The 18,372-nt window shown below is 70.4% G+C and carries 22 protein-coding genes; 6 read left to right on the top strand and 16 right to left on the bottom strand.

All coding sequences use genetic code 11. The features are described 5' to 3' along the window. Positions 1-83: 83 nt before the first annotated feature. The gene (locus ASF49_RS01440; RefSeq protein WP_056466559.1) at positions 84-359 is read right to left on the bottom strand and encodes a hypothetical protein; all 276 of its coding nucleotides are present in this window, start codon (positions 357-359) and stop codon (positions 84-86) included. A gap of 193 nt (positions 360-552) precedes the next feature. After that, positions 553-762 (bottom strand): hypothetical protein, encoded by a 210-nt coding sequence (locus tag ASF49_RS01435; RefSeq protein WP_056466556.1) that lies wholly within the window; start codon positions 760-762, stop codon positions 553-555. A 237-nt stretch (positions 763-999) separates the two neighbouring features. Here ASF49_RS01435 and argB point away from each other — a divergent pair, with 237 nt between their 5' ends. Beyond that, positions 1,000-1,896: an acetylglutamate kinase gene (gene argB / locus ASF49_RS01430; RefSeq protein WP_056466552.1), complete on the top strand. Its 897-nt coding sequence runs from the start codon at positions 1,000-1,002 to the stop codon at positions 1,894-1,896. A gap of 13 nt (positions 1,897-1,909) precedes the next feature. Here argB and ASF49_RS01425 read toward each other — a convergent pair whose 3' ends face one another. Genes ASF49_RS01425 through ASF49_RS01410 form a run of 4 tightly spaced genes read right to left on the bottom strand, consistent with a single transcriptional unit; the run spans position 1,910 to position 5,413 of the window. Then, on the bottom strand, positions 1,910-3,622 hold the full coding sequence (locus tag ASF49_RS01425; protein WP_056466549.1) for a SpoIIE family protein phosphatase: 1,713 nt from the start codon (positions 3,620-3,622) through the stop codon (positions 1,910-1,912). After that, complete coding sequence (locus ASF49_RS01420; RefSeq protein WP_056466546.1) at positions 3,619-4,482, bottom strand: GGDEF domain-containing protein; 864 nt, start codon at positions 4,480-4,482, stop codon at positions 3,619-3,621. Before ASF49_RS01420 ends, ASF49_RS01425 begins: the two co-directional genes overlap by 4 nt. After that, a complete protein-coding gene (locus ASF49_RS01415; protein ID WP_056466543.1) occupies positions 4,479-4,862 on the bottom strand; it encodes a DUF1987 domain-containing protein in 384 nt (127 codons plus the stop codon). Before ASF49_RS01415 ends, ASF49_RS01420 begins: the two co-directional genes overlap by 4 nt. 14 nt (positions 4,863-4,876) lie before the next feature. Continuing rightward, complete coding sequence (locus ASF49_RS01410; protein ID WP_243214334.1) at positions 4,877-5,413, bottom strand: SiaB family protein kinase; 537 nt, start codon at positions 5,411-5,413, stop codon at positions 4,877-4,879. Between the two features lie 424 nt (positions 5,414-5,837). On the opposite strand from ASF49_RS01410, the gene ASF49_RS01405 reads away from it, so the two are divergent. Together ASF49_RS01405 and ASF49_RS01400 are read left to right on the top strand one after the other, a co-directional pair. After that, complete coding sequence (locus ASF49_RS01405) at positions 5,838-6,566, top strand: pyrimidine 5'-nucleotidase (protein WP_056466537.1); 729 nt, start codon at positions 5,838-5,840, stop codon at positions 6,564-6,566. Continuing rightward, on the top strand, positions 6,563-6,985 hold the full coding sequence (locus ASF49_RS01400; protein WP_056466535.1) for a metallopeptidase family protein: 423 nt from the start codon (positions 6,563-6,565) through the stop codon (positions 6,983-6,985). The genes ASF49_RS01405 and ASF49_RS01400 overlap by 4 nt, the downstream gene beginning before the upstream one ends. Before the next feature lie 5 nt (positions 6,986-6,990). Here ASF49_RS01400 and ASF49_RS01395 read toward each other — a convergent pair whose 3' ends face one another. The 5 genes from ASF49_RS01395 to ASF49_RS01375 all read right to left on the bottom strand — a co-directional run bounded on the left by ASF49_RS01395 (position 6,991) and on the right by ASF49_RS01375 (position 10,955). Continuing rightward, complete coding sequence (locus ASF49_RS01395; protein ID WP_056466532.1) at positions 6,991-8,229, bottom strand: hypothetical protein; 1,239 nt, start codon at positions 8,227-8,229, stop codon at positions 6,991-6,993. A gap of 131 nt (positions 8,230-8,360) precedes the next feature. Then, positions 8,361-8,888 (bottom strand): DUF2937 family protein, encoded by a 528-nt coding sequence (locus ASF49_RS01390; RefSeq protein ID WP_056466529.1) that lies wholly within the window; start codon positions 8,886-8,888, stop codon positions 8,361-8,363. 67 nt (positions 8,889-8,955) lie between these two features. Next, a complete protein-coding gene (locus ASF49_RS01385; RefSeq protein ID WP_056466526.1) occupies positions 8,956-9,243 on the bottom strand; it encodes a hypothetical protein in 288 nt (95 codons plus the stop codon). Positions 9,244-9,248: 5 nt separating this feature from the next. Then, the gene (locus tag ASF49_RS01380; protein ID WP_056466522.1) at positions 9,249-10,250 is read right to left on the bottom strand and encodes a WD40 repeat domain-containing protein; all 1,002 of its coding nucleotides are present in this window, start codon (positions 10,248-10,250) and stop codon (positions 9,249-9,251) included. A gap of 33 nt (positions 10,251-10,283) precedes the next feature. After that, positions 10,284-10,955: a YoaK family protein gene (locus ASF49_RS01375; RefSeq protein ID WP_056466519.1), complete on the bottom strand. Its 672-nt coding sequence runs from the start codon at positions 10,953-10,955 to the stop codon at positions 10,284-10,286. A gap of 168 nt (positions 10,956-11,123) precedes the next feature. On the opposite strand from ASF49_RS01375, the gene ASF49_RS01370 reads away from it, so the two are divergent. Genes ASF49_RS01370 through ASF49_RS01360 form a run of 3 tightly spaced genes read left to right on the top strand, consistent with a single transcriptional unit; the run spans position 11,124 to position 13,098 of the window. After that, positions 11,124-11,552, top strand: a complete 429-nt coding sequence (locus tag ASF49_RS01370; RefSeq protein ID WP_056466516.1) for a response regulator — start codon at positions 11,124-11,126, stop codon at positions 11,550-11,552. 51 nt (positions 11,553-11,603) lie between these two features. Then, a complete protein-coding gene (locus ASF49_RS01365; protein WP_056466513.1) occupies positions 11,604-11,966 on the top strand; it encodes a hypothetical protein in 363 nt (120 codons plus the stop codon). A 55-nt stretch (positions 11,967-12,021) separates the two neighbouring features. Further along, positions 12,022-13,098, top strand: coding sequence for an ROK family protein (locus tag ASF49_RS01360; protein ID WP_056466510.1), 1,077 nt, complete (start codon positions 12,022-12,024; stop codon positions 13,096-13,098). Positions 13,099-13,113: 15 nt separating this feature from the next. Here ASF49_RS01360 and ASF49_RS01355 read toward each other — a convergent pair whose 3' ends face one another. From ASF49_RS01355 to ASF49_RS01335, 5 genes are all read right to left on the bottom strand, one after another. After that, positions 13,114-13,725: a DUF2939 domain-containing protein gene (locus tag ASF49_RS01355; RefSeq protein ID WP_056466507.1), complete on the bottom strand. Its 612-nt coding sequence runs from the start codon at positions 13,723-13,725 to the stop codon at positions 13,114-13,116. A gap of 14 nt (positions 13,726-13,739) precedes the next feature. Then, entirely contained in the window at positions 13,740-14,297 is a 558-nt protein-coding gene (locus tag ASF49_RS01350) for an RNA pyrophosphohydrolase (protein ID WP_056466504.1), read from the bottom strand. A 78-nt stretch (positions 14,298-14,375) separates the two neighbouring features. Further along, positions 14,376-15,593 carry a divergent polysaccharide deacetylase family protein gene (locus ASF49_RS01345; RefSeq protein ID WP_279292501.1) on the bottom strand — a complete coding sequence of 406 codons (1,218 nt, stop codon included), beginning with the start codon at positions 15,591-15,593 and terminating at the stop codon, positions 14,376-14,378. A gap of 132 nt (positions 15,594-15,725) precedes the next feature. Beyond that, on the bottom strand, positions 15,726-17,048 hold the full coding sequence (locus tag ASF49_RS01340) for a S41 family peptidase (protein WP_056466498.1): 1,323 nt from the start codon (positions 17,046-17,048) through the stop codon (positions 15,726-15,728). After that, positions 17,048-18,367 carry a murein hydrolase activator EnvC family protein gene (locus tag ASF49_RS01335; protein ID WP_200929994.1) on the bottom strand — a complete coding sequence of 440 codons (1,320 nt, stop codon included), beginning with the start codon at positions 18,365-18,367 and terminating at the stop codon, positions 17,048-17,050. Before ASF49_RS01335 ends, ASF49_RS01340 begins: the two co-directional genes overlap by 1 nt. Between the last annotated feature and the right edge of the window lie 5 nt (positions 18,368-18,372).

Below are 18,372 nucleotides of genomic sequence, written 5' to 3'. Positions count from 1 at the left end.
CAGACGGACGCAACCCCGTCAAACCGTTGCACGAGCCGGTTGCGGCCGATCCGTCGCGCGGCGACTCGACCCGATCCGAAGCGTCACAATCCGTCGCGGGCCACCAGCACGATCGCGGCGGCGTAGCCGGCGCGGCGAAGGTGGCGAAGGTCGGCGTGGCGGCGCTCGCAGGTGACCTTGAGGTAGCGGTTCTCGCCCCCGGGCAAACCGGTGGAGGCCGCCGCGACCTGCCCGTGCATCAGGCAATCCATCGGGGTGCGAGCGGGGGCGACGATGACGTCGAGGGCGGTGTCGCGCGAGCAATCCTTGGCGAGGAGCGTCGCGGCGCAGACGAGGGCGACGGAGAGCAATTCGGACATGACGGACCCCTTGTTCGAGATGGCGAATAAGGTCCGCGGTGTGGCTCCGGCGTTCGAGCGGCCGCGTGATCGTTGCCTTGGTGTTTCCCCGCATCGTTGTGGTTGACGAGAGCCAAGCACGGTGTGTGCCAGCGTCGTTTCTTGCTGCAATCCGATCGGCTTCCGGCGGAGACGGGTCCGCCGGCGGCGCGGTTCAGCGGCGTGTCTGCAGCCAGTGCGGCTCGGGCTCGGAGCGCGGAAGCACGGCTGCGACGGCGTCGAGGTCGACGGTGAAGTGGTCGGTCAGGAGCCGCCAGACCTCGGAGGGCGAGGCGCCCTGGGCGCCGAGCCGGTCGACCGCACTGGCGATGTGGTGCGGGCTCAGCAGGGTGGGACGCGGAAGGAACGGATCGGCATTGGGCATGGTGCGGAATCCCCGGCGGTGGGCCGATCATGATTCGTCAACCTTAAGGAACACTTACCGGGCTCCGGTTGCATCCGGCCGCTTCGCCTCCCCGCAGCCGTCGGCCCGGCCGGGTCGGACGAAACCCGGCATGCCCGCCGAAATTCGTCCTCGGGCTGCTTCGCAGCGTCGCCTTGCTGCGCTAGAAGCCCCGCGTCGCGCGCGGTGCCCGACGCGCCATCGAGGACAAGCCCCACGATGAAAGAACCGCTGCCCAACGTCCATGTGCGCGCCGAGGTCTTGGTTCAGGCGCTGCCGCACATGCAGCGCTACGACCAGGAGATCGTGGTCATCAAGTATGGCGGCCATGCCATGGGCGACCGCGCGGCGGCGGAGGATTTCGCCGAGGATATCGTGCTGCTGGAGCAGTCCGGCCTCAAGCCGATCGTGGTCCATGGAGGCGGCCCGCAGATCGGGCGTATGCTCGGCCGGCTCGGGATCGAATCGGAGTTCCGCGGCGGCCTGCGCGTCACCGACGAGGCCACCGTCGAGGTCGTCGAGATGGTGCTGGCCGGCTCGATCAACAAGCAGATCGTCGGCTGGATCTCGGCCGAGGGCGGACGTGCCGTCGGCCTCTGCGGCAAGGACGGCAACATGGTGCGGGCCCGCAAAGCCACCCGCACCGTCATCGATCCCGAGAGCCAGACCGAGCAGGAGGTCGATCTCGGCCTCGTCGGCGAGCCCGAGCATGTCGAGCGCGGCGTGCTCGACGCCGTGCTGAAGGCCGAGCTGATCCCGGTCCTGGCGCCCGTGGCCTTCGGTGCCGACGGGCAGACCTACAACGTCAACGCCGACACCTTCGCGGGTGCGATCGCGGGGGCTCTGCGGGCCAAGCGCCTGCTGCTGCTCACCGACGTCCCGGGCGTGCTCGACAAGGACAAGAAGCTCATCCCGGAGCTGTCAATCGACGATTGTCGCCGGCTGATCGCGGACGGCACCATCACGGGCGGCATGATCCCCAAGGTGGAGACCTGCATCTACGCCCTGGAGCAGGGCGTCGAGGCGGTGGTCATCCTCGACGGCAAGGTCAGCCACGCGGTGCTGCTGGAGCTGTTCACCGATTACGGTGCCGGCACCCTGATCCGCCGGGGCTGAACCGGGCCCGCGCTCAGGTCGCGCGGGGCCGGAAGGCCACCAGGGTCATGTCGTCCCGCCGGCTCTCGCCCCCACGGTAGTCGGCGAGCGCCGCCTCAAGGATCGTCACCTGCTCCGAGAGGGGCGCCGCCTGGTGATTACCCAAGATCTCGGTCACGCCGCGATGGCCGAGGAGGCGGCGGGCCGGCCCGGCGCCGCCCATCTGATCGGTGATGCCGTCGGTCATGAGGTAGAGCGTCATGCCGGGCGTGACGCGCAGGCGGCTCTCCTCGACGACGAAGCGCTCGCCCGGACGCTGCGGATAGCCGAGGCCGCGCTTGCTCCCTCGGATGCGGGTCACCGCCGCGCCGTCGATGGCGGTCAGCGCCGTGCCGGCGCCGGCGAAGCGGATCTCGGACGCGCCCGGCTCCCAGATGCAGAGACCGCAATCGAGGCCGTCATCGGATTCCGCGCCGCGTCCATCCTGGCGCAGCCGGGTCCGGACCATGCCGTCGAGAGCCTCCAAGATCGCGGCCGGGTCGCGCAGGCCGCGCTCGTGGATCAGCCGATCGAGGGCGGTGGCGACGATGAGGGTGAGGAAGGCGCCCGGCACCCCGTGTCCGGTGCAGTCGGCGACCAGCAGGATGCCGAGACCGTCGATCTCCTCGAGCCAGAAGTAGTCGCCACCCACCATGTGCAGCGGCTCCCAGAGCACCGCAACCTCGAGGCCGCTGCCGTCGAGGGCGGAGCGCTCGGGCAGCACCGAACTCTGGATGCGGCGGGCATAGCCGATGCTCTCCATCACGAGGTGGTTGGCGTCCTCCAGCTTCCGGTGTGCCTGTTCCAGTTGCTGCAGCAGGTGCTTGGCCTCGTCGCCGGAGCGCAGGCCGTCGACCATGCGGTTGAAGGCCTGTGAGATGACGTCGATCTCGTTGCTTGCGCGGAACGCCCCATCCAGTTCCACCGGCACCCAGCGCTTGTGCTCGACTTCGCGCATGGCGAGCAGCAGGCGCTTCAGAGGACCCAGCACGTGGCGGCGCACGTTGGCGTGCAGGGTCAGCACGAAGGCGAACATTAGGATCAGGCTGGTCACGACGGCGAGCACCGCCTGCTTCTCGGCATTGCCGCGCAGGGCCTCGGCCGAGATCGACAGGGTCAGCCGTCCCACGGGCGCGCCGCCCGGGGCGCCGGCGAGGTCGGCCCGGGCGGTGATCTCCTCGAACGAGCGCCCGCGCCGCACCTCGCCGAGGGTCATCACGACGTTGCCGGTGGCATCGCGCAGGGTGGCGGCACGGAACGCAGGATCCAGGGTCAGCGCCTCCATCGGCCGGCGATAGACCTGCGGGCTGGCGCTCCAGTCGGGGCCGGCGATGGCCTTGGCGGTCAGGGACGCCATGAGGTCGGCGCGCTCGGTGTAGAGGTGGAGCTGATCGCGGTAATTCACCCAGGCGATGCCGATCTGCGTGACCAGCACGACGACCGCGATGACGGGGTAGATCCGCAGGAAGAGGGTGTGGGCGAGGCTGTCGAGGTCGCGCCCCTGGGCCGAGCCCCGCAGGGCGCCCGGGCGCATCGACCCCGGCTCGGCGGTGGGCACGTCGACGAAGCCGGCGGCCTTGAGGAAATCGCTGCTGCGTCGAGGACCGGCCCCACGCAGGGAACCGCCCCGCGGGGGCGCGGACGCAGCGGGCCGGGACCCTGCGGCCTCGAGGCTTGCGGCTTCGATCGGTGCGGCCTCGGCATTCATCGGCGGGTCGCACCGCCAGGAGCATCGGGCGCGCCGGATCTGAGCGCGACGCGGTTGCGGCCGCCGTCCTTGGCCGCGTAGAGGGACGCGTCGGCCCGCTGCATCGCGGCCTCCAGGCTCTCCCCAGCCTCAGCCTGGGCGACACCGATACTCACGGTGATCCGCATGGCGGCATCCATCGTCGGCACCGGCGTTGCGGCGACGGCCTCGCGCAGGCGCTCGGCGAAGGCGAAGCCCGCCTCCAGGCCCGTGTCCGACAGCACGATGGCGAATTCCTCCCCGCCGGTGCGGCCGATGAAGTCGAGGGTGCGCAAGCTGGCTCGGCAGGTCGCCACGAAGGATACCAGCGCGGCGTCGCCCGCGGCGTGGCCGAAGCTGTCGTTGAGGAGCTTGAAGCGGTCGAGGTCGAGCATGAGGATGCAGACCGGGGCGCCGCTGCGGCCGTGGCGCAGCCATTCGCGCGCGGCGACCTCCATGAAGCGGCGACGTGCCAGGGCGCCGGTCAGGTCGTCGATGTCGGCGAGGCGCCGCAGCTCGGCCTCCAGGCGGGTCCGGTGCTCGATCTCGCTCGACAGGGCAGCATTGAGGGCCTGAAGGTCACGACGCTGCTCGGCGAGGCAATGGTTCGCCTTCTGCAGATCGAGCTGCATCCGGTCGCTCATCCGCACCAGCCGCCGCTGCTCGCGGTAGCCCCGGCGATAGGCGTCAGCCAGCGCCTGAACACCGCCGGCCACGTCCGAGAGGCCCGAGAGCATCGCCTCGGTACGGGTCAGCACCGCCTCCTCGGCGTCGTACAGACTGAAGGAATCGGGCGTCGATTCGGTAGCGCCGTCGGTGACGGCCCTGATCGCGCGGGTCATGCCGCCCTCACCATCTCGAAGCGCGCATGGGAGAAGTCGGCCGCGAAGTCCTCGCCCGCCTCCTCGATGGTCTCGTCGCCGTCGGCGAAGCGCCAGCGCACCGTCACCGATCGCCCCTGCTCGGCCGCGTCCTCCAGGGGCATGAACAAATTCATCAGCGCCTTGGCGCTCGACGAGTTGAAGTAGGCGAGACCGACCTCGAACACGATCGGCGGGCCGGATGCCTGCATGAGGTAGGTGCGGAGAGCCTGGAGCAGGGGGCCGAAGAAGGCGGCCGCATCCTCGGGGTAGGATTCGCCCTGCAGGGACAGGTGCCCGGTCGCGAAGTCGAAATCGACCTGCGGCGAGCGGTCCGTGGCGGCAAGCTGGATTCGGTCCATCGATGGTCGGCCCGTCAGATATAGGCTTTGAGGCAGAAGAAGCTGCGCCCGGCGCCGAGGTCCTGGAAGTCGAACTCGACGGGTGCGCTGGAGCGCCGGGCGATCTCGATCAGGCCGATGCTGCCGCCGAGGCTACCCTCGTCCGGCGGCTGGCGCAGCTTCTCGCGGTAGTAGGCCTTCAGTTCGTCGCTGCTGAGGCTCGCGATGTGGTCGAGGCGGGCGCGCAACGGCTGCACGTCGGATCCGGGCAGCTCGTTGCCGCAGACGACGTAGAAGCGCCCGCCCTCCATGCCGACGACGATGACGCCGTTGCTGATCAGGCCCGCCTCCGGGCCTGCCGGCTTCACGACCTTGTCCGCTGAGTAGCGGATGACGTTCTGGGCCTGCTCGACGAAGATCGCGAAGACGCGCTTGGCCACCGACGCGTCGGTCTCGCCCTGCCTCATGCGCAGCTTGAGCACTTCGCCGAGGGAGAACATCACGTTCTCGGAGATGTCGCCACCGAAGGAGAGGATCACACCCTGCCGTCTGGAAGCGTCGAAGAAGTTCATGAAATCGCGAGCAAGCAATGCAATTTCTCCCGCCACACGGGGCCGGCAGCAGACTTCGATGTCGCGCAATACCGTCATGATCGAATAGCCGGGCGTTCGTATATGTCAGGTTAAATTAGCACCTGTGCCACGTCTTTCCGCTCACAAGCAAAATAGCGCCGTGCGTTCGAATAGGCTGCCTATTTAGATTCCAAAACGGCCTGATTTTGCCTAAACCCCGATCATTCTAACGCTGATCGGCGCAGGGATGGCGCGCCTAGCGGCCCGATCGGACGACCGGCTGAACGGCCGGAACGACGGGGACGCTTGCGGGATGCCCAAGGCCATGCTCTGAAAAGCAAGCGCCCCGCTTCCCCTCGCGGTACCCGGCCCCCATCTGGAACGGCCGGGCTTCGCGGCCCATCCAGAACCACATCGACACACCTTGTTCCTGCCCGGCGAAACCCACTTCACCACCGCCCAATCCCGCGGCTTTCGGCACGTCGACACCTGGGTGTTCGATCTCGACAACACGCTGTATCCGAGCGATGCCCGCGTCTGGCCGCAGGTGGACGAGCGCATCACCCTCTTCGTGATGCGCCTCTACGGGCTCGACGGGCTCTCGGCCCGGGCCCTGCAGAAGTACTTCTATCATCGCTATGGGACGACCCTGAAGGCGCTGATGGTGGAGGCCGCGATCGACCCGCACGACTTCCTCGACTTCGCCCACGACATCGACCATTCGTCGATCCGCCTGGACCCGGCGCTGGGCGACGCCATCGAGCGCCTGCCCGGCCGCAAGCTCATCCTCACCAACGGATCGCGCCGGCACGCCGAGAACGTGGCGGCCAAGCTCGGCATCCTCGATCACTTCGAGGACGTGTTCGACATCGCCGACGCCGACTTCATCCCCAAGCCCGAGCGCTCCACCTACGAGCGCTTCCTCAAGCGGCACGGAGTGGAGCCGCGCCGGGCGGCGTTGTTCGAGGACATCGCCCGCAACCTCATCGTGCCGCACGACATCGGCATGTCCACCGTGCTGGTGGTCCCCCCGACCATCGATCCGTTCCGCGAGGCCTTCGAGCAGGAGGCAGTGCGCGAACCGCATATCGACCACATCACCAGCGACCTCGCCGGCTTCCTGGCGCAGCGCGTGCTGCCGGAATTCGCATGAGCGGCGGGACCGTGCCGGACTGGACCTCGGCCCGGGCGCCAGACCTCGGCACGATCGAGGACTTGGCGCACGCGGCGTTCGCCAACCTCCCCCTGGCGTTCCGCAATCTCTGCGCCGGCCTGGTGATCCACGTCGAGGACTTCCCCGACGAGGAGACCCTGCGCGAGATGGAATGCGAGAGCCCGTTCGATCTCCTGGGCCTGTTCCGCGGCATCGGTCTCGCCCAAAGCGGCGAGCTGGCGACCGGTCAGATGCCGAACCAGGTCTGGCTCTACCGCCGCCCCCTGCTCGACGACTGGGCCGAGCACGACGAGACCCTCGGGCACCTCGTCACGCATGTCCTCGTCCATGAGATCGGTCACCATTTCGGCCTGTCCGACGCCGACATGGAGGCGATCGAGGCAGCCGCGGACGCCTGAGGCGCTCAGGCCTTCCGGATGGAGGCAAGCAGGCTGGCCTTCGGCCGGCGGGTGCGGAACTGCCCGCGCTCGACCGCGACGAAGACCAGGACGGCGAGGGTCAGGGTGGTGAGCCACCACATCACCGTCATCCCGACGCCGATGCAGGCGATGAGGAAGGCCGAGGCGAAGGCCCCCATCGCACCCGGCACCAGCACGGACGCCTCGCGGCCGGCTCGCCGGATCGCGGCGTGCAGGGCGAACGCGGCGGCGAAGGCTCCCACCAGGCCGAGTTCGTACCAGAGCTCGAACAGCAGGGTGCGCGGCGCGTTCATCGGCAGCAGATTGACGTAGCGGCCGCGCAGGGCCGTCTCGAGGCCGTGCCCGGTGACGAGCCGCAAGGGCTCGCTGGTGACGATGGTCTGCCAGGCCTTGAGGCTGAGAACGCCGGGCGCACGGCCGCCGAACACCGTGGCGCCGATCGGCCGGGCGACGAAGGGCAGGATCGGGCCCAGCACCAGCAGGGCCGCCGCCGTGACCCCGAGGAGCCGCGGCGCCAGGACCGGCCGGAACGCGGCGAGCGCGAAGGCGACGGCGCCCACCGCCAGGGCGACCAGGGTGGTCGGCCCGGGGGAGACGAGGAGCGCGACCGACACCAGCAGCGCGACCCCGAGGGCCTCGCCGTTGCGCCCGCGCGACCGGAGCCAGGACACGGCCGGCCAGAGGAACAGGACGAGGAGGATCAGGCCGCGATCCAGGATCGCGTCCTCGTCGGCGCCGAGCAGGCCCTGGCCGAACGGCCCCTGCCCCGTGAGCCCGAGGCCGATGGCGAAGACGGCCGCCGCCGCCACGCCCACCGGCAGGAGGTAGAGATTGGCCGAGCGCATGCGGTCCGGCAGGGCGAGATAGGCGGCCATGATCATCAGCAGCGTGGCGATCACGTTCAGCAGCCGCTCGGTGGCGAGGCTGAGGAACGGCGTCCAGACCAGCGACAGCGCCGACCACAGGATCACGAGGCAGCCGGCCAGGAAGGCGGACGAGCGCAACAGGCGGGAGGAGGCCGGCCGGACCGGGCGGGCCCGGCCGTCGATGGCACTCGCCAGGAGCAGCAGCGCGATGGCGATCGGCGCCAGGATGACCACGGCCCTCCTGGCGACCTGGGCGGCCACCGGGATGATCACGAACAGGCCGATGAACCCGATGCGGCGCAGCAGGGCCGCGGCATCGAGGGCTGGATCGACCGGAGTGGAGGGAGCGCGCGCCATGGGTTCGATGGAGGCCGTGAAACGGCGCCAGGATGAGGCCCGTGCGCTAACGACCAGACCCTAGTGCAGCCGCGGGGGCCAAGCTGTAGACGCAGCGCAACAGTCGCACCCTCGCGGGCGGACCGGACGCCTCACGCCGGCCGGGTCACGGACCGGCGGTTGCGGCCCGCGATCAGGCGCCGGACGAGATCGGCGAGGATGCGCCAGCCAGCCCAGGTGGCGAGGAAGCCGACGAGGCCCGCGGTCAGGCCGTCGGCGGTGGTCGGGATGGCGGGGGCGTAATCCTGGTAGGTGGCCCGCGCGAGGGAAAGGTCGGGATCGCGCATCAGCGCGACGACGCGGCCGAGGGGGCCGCCGGCCTCCGCGAGCTCCTGCCGCTGGCGATCCAGGGCGGCGAGACGCACGATGTCCCGTCGGGCCGCCTCGCCGCGGCGGGCGACGAGCGGGTCGCCGTCGCCGCGCAGGCGCGCCACCGCATCGTCGCGGCTGCGCCCGGTGGCGCTGGCATCGGCCTCGAAGCCGGAGACCACCCGGCGCAGCTCGTCCAGCGTGCCGCCGAGGCGCTGAGCGTATTGCTGGGCGAATTCCGGAGCCTGCGCCGCAATAGCGCCGCCGAGGAGTCCGAGGGCGAGCCCCAGGGTGCGTAGGACACGAAACACCGGCCTCTCCGCGCGGGTGACGGTGTGGGACAAGGGTGCGACGGCTCGGCAGGTTCCGGGCGGACGCTCAAGGTTCCGACGGAGCTCCCTCCCCCGCGAGGGCCGCGATGACGTCTGCCTCGGTGACCTCGGGCATGGGCCGCGCGACCTTCACGGCCCGGGTCGGGCGCCCGGGCGCCAGGATCAGGATGACGGTCTCGGTGCCCGGACAGACCGGATCGGCGCAGACGATCTCGCTCGCCTTGACGACGACGGGGTCCGCGAGCCCGCCGTGGTGGCGGACCCAGGCGACGATCGCCTCTCGGGCGCCCTGGTCGGCCGCAGGCCGGCGGGTACCGAAGCCGAACAGCGCCATCGCCGTCAGGCCGGCAGGGTGAGGATGCCGGCCTGCCCGTCGGCGCAGCCGAAGGCAAGGCGGCTGCCGCGTCCGTCCCAGGCCAGGGCCGAGATGCCGCTGCCCTTGACCGCGTGGCGCACCAGCAGCTCCGAAGCGTCGGAGAAGCGAACGAGCAGGATGCACCCGTCCTCGTAGCCGATGGCCAGCACCAGGGCCTTGGGGTGGAACGCCACCCGCGAGACCCGGGCGGGGCGCACGCCGCATTCCCGCGGCGCCTTGCCGGTGGGACCTTCCTTAGAATCGAACGGCCACACGATGGCGGCTTCCGCGCCGCTGGTGGCGAGCCAGTGGCCGTCGCCGGACCAGGAGACCGAGCGAACCTTGGCGGGATAGCCCGACATCCGCATGTGGCCGCGATCGGGCTGGAGGCGCCAGCCATGCAGGGAGTTTTCCTGCATCGTCGTCACCACGAACCGGCCGTCGGGCGACCAGGTCACGTCGATATGCGAGCCCTTCCACTCGACGAAGTCGGGGGCGGTGTCGAGATTGGGATACCAGAGGGTGGCGCCGTTGTAGTGCGCGACCGCGAGGCGGTAGCCCTTGGGCGCGAAGGCGAGGCCGCGGGCCGTGGAGGGCGCCGCGAAGGTCTTTTCCCGTCCCTTGGCGTCGCGGGCGACGACGTTGCGCCCGGCCGCATAGGCGAGGCCGCCATCGGGATGCAGGGCGAGGGCGTCGATCCAGGCGCCGTTCCTGGCGGTCGCGACCTCGACGACGTCGCCCGTGTCCGAGGTCGCGACGACCCGGCCATCGTCGCCGCCGGTCACGAGGCGGCGCCCGTCGCCGGCCGCCACGAGCACGCCCGCCTCCGGGTGGACCTCGACCCGGCGGGTCTCGGCACCGGAGGCCAGGACCACACCTCCGTCCCCGAGGGCGAGGGCGAGGGTGTCCTTCAGCCACACCGTGGCGGTGACATGGGCGCCGGCCGCGACCGGCGTCACGTGATCGAGAAGAGAGGGGGCACTCATCGCAGCGGATCTCTCAACCAGGGTCTCGCGGGCTCATTTCCCCGCGGCGGCCTTCGCCGGCGCCGCACGCGCCGTCAGGACCGTCGCCAGGAGTGCGAGGAGGCCGGCGATGCCGGCGGGAATGGCGAGGGCATACAACGCCAGCTTCCCGTAGGCGACCGTCCCGGCCACCGATCCGACGAGGAGCGAGAACCAGACGACGCCGTCGCCGATCCAGGCCGTGCGCGCTCCGCGCCGGGCAAGCGCCAGGGCGAGCTTCTGGCCGAAGCCGAACAGGGCGCCGGTGACGAAGGTGGTCCCGGCCCGGAAGCCCTGGACGTGGGACAGGACGGCGTTCTGCGCGCCCATGGCCAGGGCCAGCATCAGCGAGGCGATGCCCGAATCCGGCGCGGCCGTGGCGGTCTCGAAGGCGGCCCCGACGATCGCGGTCTCGAAGCCGAGGATGACCGGGGTGACCCAGCGTGCCGGCGTCAGGGCCGACAGACCGCCGCCGCAGATGCCGCCGAGGAGGAAGGCCACGATCAGCAGGGCCGGCAGGATGGCGTGATGCGGGTCCCCGTGCCCGAGGGAGACCGCGAACTGGGTCGTGTTCCCGCTCATGAACGAGGTGTAGAGGCCGCCGAGCCGGATGAACCCGAGGGCGTCCACGTAGCCGGCGAGGGCCGTGAGGATCAGGCCGAAGCCGAGGTGCCAGGGACGGGTCATCGGTGGGACGCACGTCCATTCACCGGCCGACCCGCAGGGTTAAAGCTTCGCTTACCAAGTCCGCGCAATTGGAGTGATCGGCGGCGAACGATGCGCCTCGGCGACCCGTTTGTCTTGCGATCCGGCCCGCCCCCCAGGGGCTCACGCCGGGTGAGTAGGAGTTGCGTCATGATTTCCTTCGCCTGCGCCTTTCCCGCCCATCCCGCCTTCAGCCCCCGCGGCGCCGCCGAGACCGTCCTGGTGGTCGAGGATGAGGCCATGGTCTGCGAGCTCGCCGCCGAGGCGCTGCTCGACGAGGGCTACCGCGTCCTCACCGCCGCCGATGCCGATGCGGCGGAGGACATCCTGGCGCGGGAGCGCGTCGACCTGCTCTTCACCGATATCGATCTGGCCCGCAACACGAACGGAATCACTCTCGCGCATCGCGCCCGCCGGCACTTGCCGAACCTGCCGGTGGTCTACACCTCGGGCGGGCGCGGCCACCTTTCCCAGGCCGATGCGGTCACCCAGTCCGTCTTCGTTCCGAAACCCTACCGCCTGAGCCATCTCGTGGCCCTCGCCAACGAGATTCTGCGTTCCCACCCCCATCACGGCTGAGACCGGACCGCGCGCGGCGCGGGTTCGGCCACCGGAGTCCGGAGCCCTCGCATGCGCCTTCTCTTCGCCCCCCTCCTTGTCCTCCTCGCCAGCACCGCGGCCGCTTCGGCAGCCTGCGATGTGAAGGGCGCCAAGCTTGAGGAGGCGATCGCGGGCAAGTCCGAGCTGCGCGAGACCGCCAACAAGCAGACGGTGCGCGACCTGCGCACGCTGCGCGACGCCGCCATCGTGCTGGAGACCTACAAGTACGCCGCGGAGTGCGAGCGTCTGGTCGAGATCGTGCGCGCCCTGGCCGCCAATCCCGAGAAGACGATCGAGCGCGGCGGCGACACCGACGAGGACAAGGCCGAGGACCTGATGGAGGCTCGCGAGCCGAAGGCGCCGGCCCCGGGCGAAACCGCCAAGCCCAAGTGAACGCCCCGTGCGTTGAGCTGCGCGTAAGGACCAGGCACAGGGCAGGCGGACAGGCATGGCGAAGGACACTCAGATCCGCGAGGCGGGCATCGCGCACGCGGCGCAACGGCTGCCGTCGGTGGTGGTCGACGATTACAATATCGAGCTGAAGGACGGCGACGGCTTCATCGGCGACCGGGTTTCGAAGTCTGCGTTCCGCGAGATGCTGGAAGCGTGCCGGGAGCGCCTGCGCGCGCTCGGCGACGATCCCCTCGGCGACAAGGACAGCTGCGACTTCTCCAAGCGTCGACTGGACCAGATCCTGCTGGGCGACGTTCCCCTCGCCTCCGGCGTGGTGCTCAGTGCCGTCGAGGATTTCGCCCAGGAGCTCGCGCGGGTGGCCCGCCTCTTTCTCGGCCAGGACGGCTGGGAGGGCACCGAGGCGATCGTGGTCGGCGGCGGCTTCTCCGACAGCCGGGCCGGCCGCCTCGCGGTCGCACGCGCGGGCTTCCTCCTGCGCGCCGGGGGCCTCGACATCACCCTCGAACCGATCCGGCACCATCCCGACGAAGGCGGCCTGATCGGCGCCGTGCATCTGGCGCCGTCCTGGATGTTCTCCGGTTACGACAGCCTGCTCGCCGTCGACATCGGCGGCAGCAACATCCGCGCGGGGGTCGTGGTCACGAACCTCAGGAAGGCCGCAGATCTGTCGCGCAGCGAAGTCTGGCGCTCCGAAATCTGGCGCCATTGCGACGAGAATCCGATGCCCAGCCGCGACGAGGCGGTGGAGCGCCTCGTGGGCATGCTCAACGACCTGATCCGGCGGGCGGACCGTGCAAACCTGACCCTGGCGCCCTTCCTCGGCATCGGCTGCCCCGGCATGATCGAGGCCGACGGCACGATCGATCGCGGCGGGCAGAACCTGCCCGGCAACTGGGAAGGCAGCGACTTCAATCTCGTCGAGCGCATCACGGCGGCGATCCCCCGCATCGGCGAGCATCCGACCATGGTGGTGATGCACAACGACGCCGTGGTGCAGGGCCTCAGCGAGGTTCCGGACCGCAAGACCGTGACGCGGTGGGGCGTTCTCACCATCGGCACCGGGCTCGGCAATGCGCGGTTCACCAATTGGGGCACCGAGGACGCGGATTGAAGCGGATCCGACCTCTCAGCGGGCCTTCGCGCCGGTGCGCGCGAAGGCCTGGGCGATGCGCTCGCGCAGCTCGTCGTTGAGCTCGATATCGACGAGGCGCCAGGTCCAGCCGCGCAGGCGCAGGCGAATCCGCAGGCGGCGGTCGCGGCCGGCCTCAGGCGGCACGCCGATCACGACGGTGCGGAAGCCTCGCATCTCCGAGGCGAGGTAGAACGGGATCAGCCGGCGCAGGCTGTCGATGCGCAGGCCCCCACCCCCGGACTTGCCCTCCGGCGGGTTGCGGCCGAGCTCCACCGATTGCGGCCAGCCGTCATCGAGGAGATCGACCACCGTGGCGGGCGTGACCAGGGCCTCGGCGATGGGGATCGCCAGGGCGGCGGCGGCCTCGGCGATGCGCTGGCGCTCCCGTGGCTCGGCGTCGGGTGCCGCCGGATCGCGCGCCTGCGCAGCCGCCGCGGCCTGACGGATCACCGACAAGCGCAGGGTGCGGAAGTTGACGTGCCGGCCGATGTAGTCCGTGTCGTGCGCCTGCACCGCACGGGCGAGGTCGTAGAGCGCCCAGAGCGGCGTCAGCGTGTACGCGAACCATCCGAGCACCAACAGGATCGGGATCGACCACCATCGCATCGGGCGTCAGGCCGTCACGCGGGGGCGCGCCACGCCGTGAGTCCCGCGAAGGCCCGGACCACGCCCTCGTAGACCGGCCGCTTGAACGGCACGATCAGGTCCGGCAGCCCGGCAATGGGCTCCCAGCGCCAGGCGTCGAACTCGGACTTGAAGGCCCCGTCGCCGGGTGTCGCGACGTCGATCTCGTCGTCGGAACCGAGAAAGCCGAAGGCGAACCACTTCTGGGTCTGGCCGCGGTAGCGTCCCTTCCAGGCCTGCTTGAGCACCTCCGGCGGCAGGTCGTAGGAGAGCCAATCCGCGGTCTCGCCGAGGCGGACCACCGAACCAGGCGCGACGTTTGTCTCCTCGTAGAGCTCGCGCAGGGCGGCCGCCGCCGGATCTTCGCCTTCGTCGATTCCGCCCTGAGGCATCTGCCAGGCCCGTCCGTCCGCCACGTGCTCCGGCCCGGCATCGGCACGCCGCCGCCCGATGAAGACGAGACCGGCGCGCGAGATCAGCGTGATGCCGACGCAGGGACGGTATGGGAGGTCGGCGCCGCCGGCGATCGGGAATGCGGTCATGGGCGCGACCATAGGCAGGCGCGGTATGTGCCGCAACGCACGAAACGGCGGCCGAGCGCAATTCCATGTCGGGCCGTCGGCGCGGACGCCTCAGGGTTTCGCGCTGGTCAGCCGGGTATTCGGACCAGCGCCCCGCAGGGCGACGCTGACGGGCACGAGCCGGATGCCGCGCGCCTCCGCCTCGGCGGCCCAGCGGGCGATCCGCTCGATGCTCATCGGCAGGGCGGATGCGGAGGCGAAGGCGAAGCCCTTCTGGCGGGCCTGGGCTTCGAGCCGGGCGAGTTCCCGGTCGATGGCCTCGGGACGCGGCAGGGCGTCGAGCACGATCTCGGCCCGGGCGACGGGGACCTTCACCTTGGCGGCCAGCGAGGCGGCGAGGGAGCGCGGCGAGGTTCCGTCGTCGACGAAGCCGAGGCCGCGGGCGCCGATCTCACGCAGGACCGGCTCCAGGGCGGCCGGGTCGCTGGTGAGCTTCGCGCCCATGTAGTTGACGATGCCGACGAAGCCGGAGAACCGGCTCATGACCCAGCTCAGGCGGTCGAGATTTTCCGGCGGGCGCGAGCTCGTGAGCAGCGTCTGGGGACCGGGATCGCTGTCGGGATAGTCGAAGGGCTCCATCGGCGCCTGGAGCAGGGCCTCGTGCCCGGCTTCGCGGGCCCGCGCCACGGTCCGCTCGAGGTCGCTGCCGTAGGGTGCGAAGCCCAGGCTGATCGCGGGGGGCAGCCGGGTGATGGCGCTGGCCGTGGCCGCCTGCCCGATCCCCAGGCCGGACACCAGGATGGCGATGCGAGGACCAGAGCCGCCGGCATCCGGCCGCGCGTAGACGTCGAGGGCGCGCAGGCGCCCGTCCCCGAGGCGCGGAATGTTGCCGTGGCGCCCGCGCTCGACGAGGCGCGGATCGGGGGCGGCGCTCAGCTTCACCGGCGCCGCCGATGGGACCTGGATCACCACCGCGTCGGTAGGCGCCGCCGTGCCGGTCGGGCGCACCACGGTCACGCCCGAGGCGTTCTCGACGTCGCTCGCGCTGCTCGGACCGGATTTCGGCTCTTCGGGCCGGGCGGCCGCCTGCACGGCCGGCTCCGGGACCGCCGGTTCGCGATGCGCGATGACCGCCACCGCGCTCGGTTCGCCCCCTTCGGGATCGCCGGCCACGACGAGGATGCTGGCACCGACGACGAGACCCGCCAGGAGTCCGCCGAAGATCATCGGGGGGCTCACCCGCACCCGTCGCAACGACCGCAGGCGCTGGCCGGCGGTCGGCTTGCCGCCGAGCGGACGGGTCAGGATGTCGTCGGTGGCCACGCGCAGCCGCTTCCCCAGGCTCCCGGACCGACGATCGTCGGGGTTATGGCCGAAACGGCGACGGCCCCCAGCGTCGGTCCTGAACCGACATTGGGGGCCGTCATGGTTAACGCTTCGCTAAGGCGAGGCGGATCCAGTTCAGTTCGGGACGGCCGCCTTCGGCGTATTGGCCGCACCCTTCTGGATGCCGCGCAGGAAATCGAAGGCGGCGATGAGCTGCTTGTCCTTGGCCGGGTCCGGCGGAACGTAGGCGGACGAACCGCCGCGCTCCTCGACGTCCTTCTGCTTGAGGTGCCCCTTCAGGCCGGCCTCACCCTTGGTCTCGTCCTTGCCCTTCAACTCGTCGGGCACCTCCTGCAGGACCTCCTGGTCCGGCTCGATGCCCTTGGCCTGGATCGAGCGGCCCGACGGCGTGTAGTAGCGCGCCGTGGTCAGACGCAGGGCACCGCTGCCGCCGAGCGGGATGATCGACTGCACCGAGCCCTTGCCGAACGAGCGCGTGCCCAGCACCGTGGCGCGCTTGTGGTCCTGCAGGGCGCCGGCCACGATCTCGGAAGCCGAAGCGGACCCGCCGTTCACCAGCACGACGATGGGCTTGCCCTTGGTCAGGTCGCCGGATTTGGCCGAGAAACGCTGGGTCTCGTCCGGGTTGCGGCCCCGGGTAGAGACGATCTCGCCACGGTCGAGGAAGGCGTCCGACACCATCACGGCCTGGTCGAGGAGACCGCCGGGATTGTTGCGCAGGTCGAGTACGTAGCCCTTGAGCTTGTCGGCGCCGATATCGGTGTTCAGCTTGTCGATCGCCGCGCGCAGGCCGTCGAAGGTCTGCTCGTTGAACTGCGTCAGGCGGATGTAGCCGACGTCGCCACCCTCGGCGCGGGAGCGCACGGGCTTGATCTTGATCACGTCGCGGTTGAGCGTGACCTCGATCGGGTCCTTCGACTCCTTGCGGCTGATCTTCAGCTTCACCGGGGAGTTCACCGGTCCGCGCATCTTGTCGACGGCCTGGTTCAGGGTCAGGCCCTGGACCTGATCCTCGTCGATCTGCGTGATGACGTCGTTGGTGAGGATGCCGGCCTTCGAGGCGGGGGTGTCGTCGATCGGGGTCACGACCTTGATCAGGCCGTCCTCCATCGTGACCTCGATGCCGAGGCCGCCGAACTCGCCGCGGGTCTGCACCTGCATGTCGCGGAAGCTCTTGGAATCCATGTAGCTCGAATGCGGATCGAGGGAAGTCAGCATGCCGTTGACGGCCGCCTCGATCAGCTTCGCCTCGTCCGGCTTCTCGACGTAGTCGGTGCGCACCTTCTCGAACACGTCGCCGAACAGGCTGAGCTGGCGGTAGGTTTCGGCGGAAGCCGCGACCGCGCTGGTCCCGGAGAGCAGGCGGGTCTGGGTCGCCACCATGGAGGACCCGACGCCGATGAACGCGCCGAGCAGAACGAGGGAAACCTTGCGCATTATCCGCGAACCTTCTCGCTGGGGCTTTTCGCCCACCAAGGCTCCGGGTCGATGGAGCCGCCGTCTTTTCTGAACTCTACGTACAGGACCGGATCGCCGCGATCGCCGGCCGCCGCATCGGCGCCGGTCCCGCTCTCCCCCATCGCCGCCACCGGCTCGCCCGCGAGCACGAACTGGCCGACCTCGACGTTGATCTGGTCCATCCCCGCCAACAAGAGATAGTAGCCATCGCCGGCGTTGATGATCAAGAGACGCCCATACGAGCGAAACTGCCCGGCAAAGGACACCCAGCCATCGGCCGGTGACGAAACCACGGCCTTCGGCCGGGTCGCGAGCGATATGCCGCGGGTCGTGCCACCGTTGCCGTCGGGCTGGTTGAAGCTGCGCAGGAGCGCACCGCTGACCGGACGCGGCAGGTCGCCACGGGTATCGACGAAGCGCACCTTCGGCGCCAGCCGGGCCGGATCCCGAGCGCCTGCGGCGGCGAAGCGCTCCTGTGTCGCGCGGGCCTCGCGGGTCTCGGCCGCCCGGGCCTCCTCGGCCGCGCGGCGGGCGGAGGCGACCTCCCCTTCCATCCGGTCGAGGAGGTCCTTGAGGCTGCGCGCCTGGACGGAGAGTTCGGCGGTTCGGGTCCGCTCCGCGGCCAATCCGCTCTCGATCTCGGCTTGGCGGGTGCGCCGCGCCGCGATCAGGGCGTTCAGGCGCTGCTGCTCGCGGGCCCAGTTGGCCAAATCGTTGGTCAAACCTTCGCGATCGGAAGCGATGAGCCCCTTCAGCCTGACGAGTTCGGTGAGGTCACCCGCCAGGGTCTCGGCCTCGCCACGCAGTTCTGGCACCACGGCGCCGAGCAGCATCGAGGTCCGGATCACCGCGAGCACGTCTTCCGGCCGCACCAGCACGGCCGGTGGCGGGCGCCGCCCCATCCGCTGGAGAGCCGCCAGGATCTCGGCGATGACGCCGCGCCGGGAGTCCAACGACCGCCGCAGGGCCGCCTCGCTGGCGCCCAGTGTCTTCAGGCGCTCCTCCAGGCGGCTCATGCGCACTTCGGTGGCCTGCGCCTGACGCGCGGCGTCGACGAGGGCAGCGTTGAGCTTGGCCCGGTCGCCGCCGATGCTGGCGATCTCCGCCTCGTACTTGGCGCGCACCCCGGTGCTGGCGGCCAGCGCCTCCTCGATGCGCCGGAGGTTCTCGGCCCGGCGGGTCTTCTCCTCGAGGGCCTTCTGGACCGCCTCCGGCGTCGCCGGCTCCTCCGCGCGGAGTGCGACCGGCGGGGGGAGCAGCGTGGCGAGAAGCGCGAGCGCCAGCAGGCCGCCTCTCATGCCGT

The organism is Methylobacterium sp. Leaf104, assembly GCF_001422885.1.
In the GTDB taxonomy this organism is placed as follows: domain Bacteria; phylum Pseudomonadota; class Alphaproteobacteria; order Rhizobiales; family Beijerinckiaceae; genus Methylobacterium.
This window is presented reverse-complemented; position numbering and strand designations above follow the sequence as displayed.

Coding starts and splice junctions, on each gene's coding strand:
- ASF49_RS01440 (WP_056466559.1), bottom strand. CDS start 359: ATGTCCGAATTGCTCTCCGTCGCCCTCGTCTGCGCCGCGACGCTCCTC.
- ASF49_RS01435 (WP_056466556.1), bottom strand. CDS start 762: ATGCCCAATGCCGATCCGTTCCTTCCGCGTCCCACCCTGCTGAGCCCG.
- argB (WP_056466552.1), top strand. CDS start 1,000: ATGAAAGAACCGCTGCCCAACGTCCATGTGCGCGCCGAGGTCTTGGTT.
- ASF49_RS01425 (WP_056466549.1), bottom strand. CDS start 3,622: ATGAATGCCGAGGCCGCACCGATCGAAGCCGCAAGCCTCGAGGCCGCA.
- ASF49_RS01420 (WP_056466546.1), bottom strand. CDS start 4,482: ATGACCCGCGCGATCAGGGCCGTCACCGACGGCGCTACCGAATCGACG.
- ASF49_RS01415 (WP_056466543.1), bottom strand. CDS start 4,862: ATGGACCGAATCCAGCTTGCCGCCACGGACCGCTCGCCGCAGGTCGAT.
- ASF49_RS01410 (WP_243214334.1), bottom strand. CDS start 5,413: ATGAACTTCTTCGACGCTTCCAGACGGCAGGGTGTGATCCTCTCCTTC.
- ASF49_RS01400 (WP_056466535.1), top strand. CDS start 6,563: ATGAGCGGCGGGACCGTGCCGGACTGGACCTCGGCCCGGGCGCCAGAC.
- ASF49_RS01395 (WP_056466532.1), bottom strand. CDS start 8,229: ATGGCGCGCGCTCCCTCCACTCCGGTCGATCCAGCCCTCGATGCCGCG.
- ASF49_RS01385 (WP_056466526.1), bottom strand. CDS start 9,243: ATGGCGCTGTTCGGCTTCGGTACCCGCCGGCCTGCGGCCGACCAGGGC.
- ASF49_RS01380 (WP_056466522.1), bottom strand. CDS start 10,250: ATGAGTGCCCCCTCTCTTCTCGATCACGTGACGCCGGTCGCGGCCGGC.
- ASF49_RS01375 (WP_056466519.1), bottom strand. CDS start 10,955: ATGACCCGTCCCTGGCACCTCGGCTTCGGCCTGATCCTCACGGCCCTC.
- ASF49_RS01370 (WP_056466516.1), top strand. CDS start 11,124: ATGATTTCCTTCGCCTGCGCCTTTCCCGCCCATCCCGCCTTCAGCCCC.
- ASF49_RS01365 (WP_056466513.1), top strand. CDS start 11,604: ATGCGCCTTCTCTTCGCCCCCCTCCTTGTCCTCCTCGCCAGCACCGCG.
- ASF49_RS01360 (WP_056466510.1), top strand. CDS start 12,022: ATGGCGAAGGACACTCAGATCCGCGAGGCGGGCATCGCGCACGCGGCG.
- ASF49_RS01355 (WP_056466507.1), bottom strand. CDS start 13,725: ATGCGATGGTGGTCGATCCCGATCCTGTTGGTGCTCGGATGGTTCGCG.
- ASF49_RS01350 (WP_056466504.1), bottom strand. CDS start 14,297: ATGGTCGCGCCCATGACCGCATTCCCGATCGCCGGCGGCGCCGACCTC.
- ASF49_RS01340 (WP_056466498.1), bottom strand. CDS start 17,048: ATGCGCAAGGTTTCCCTCGTTCTGCTCGGCGCGTTCATCGGCGTCGGG.
- ASF49_RS01335 (WP_200929994.1), bottom strand. CDS start 18,367: ATGAGAGGCGGCCTGCTGGCGCTCGCGCTTCTCGCCACGCTGCTCCCC.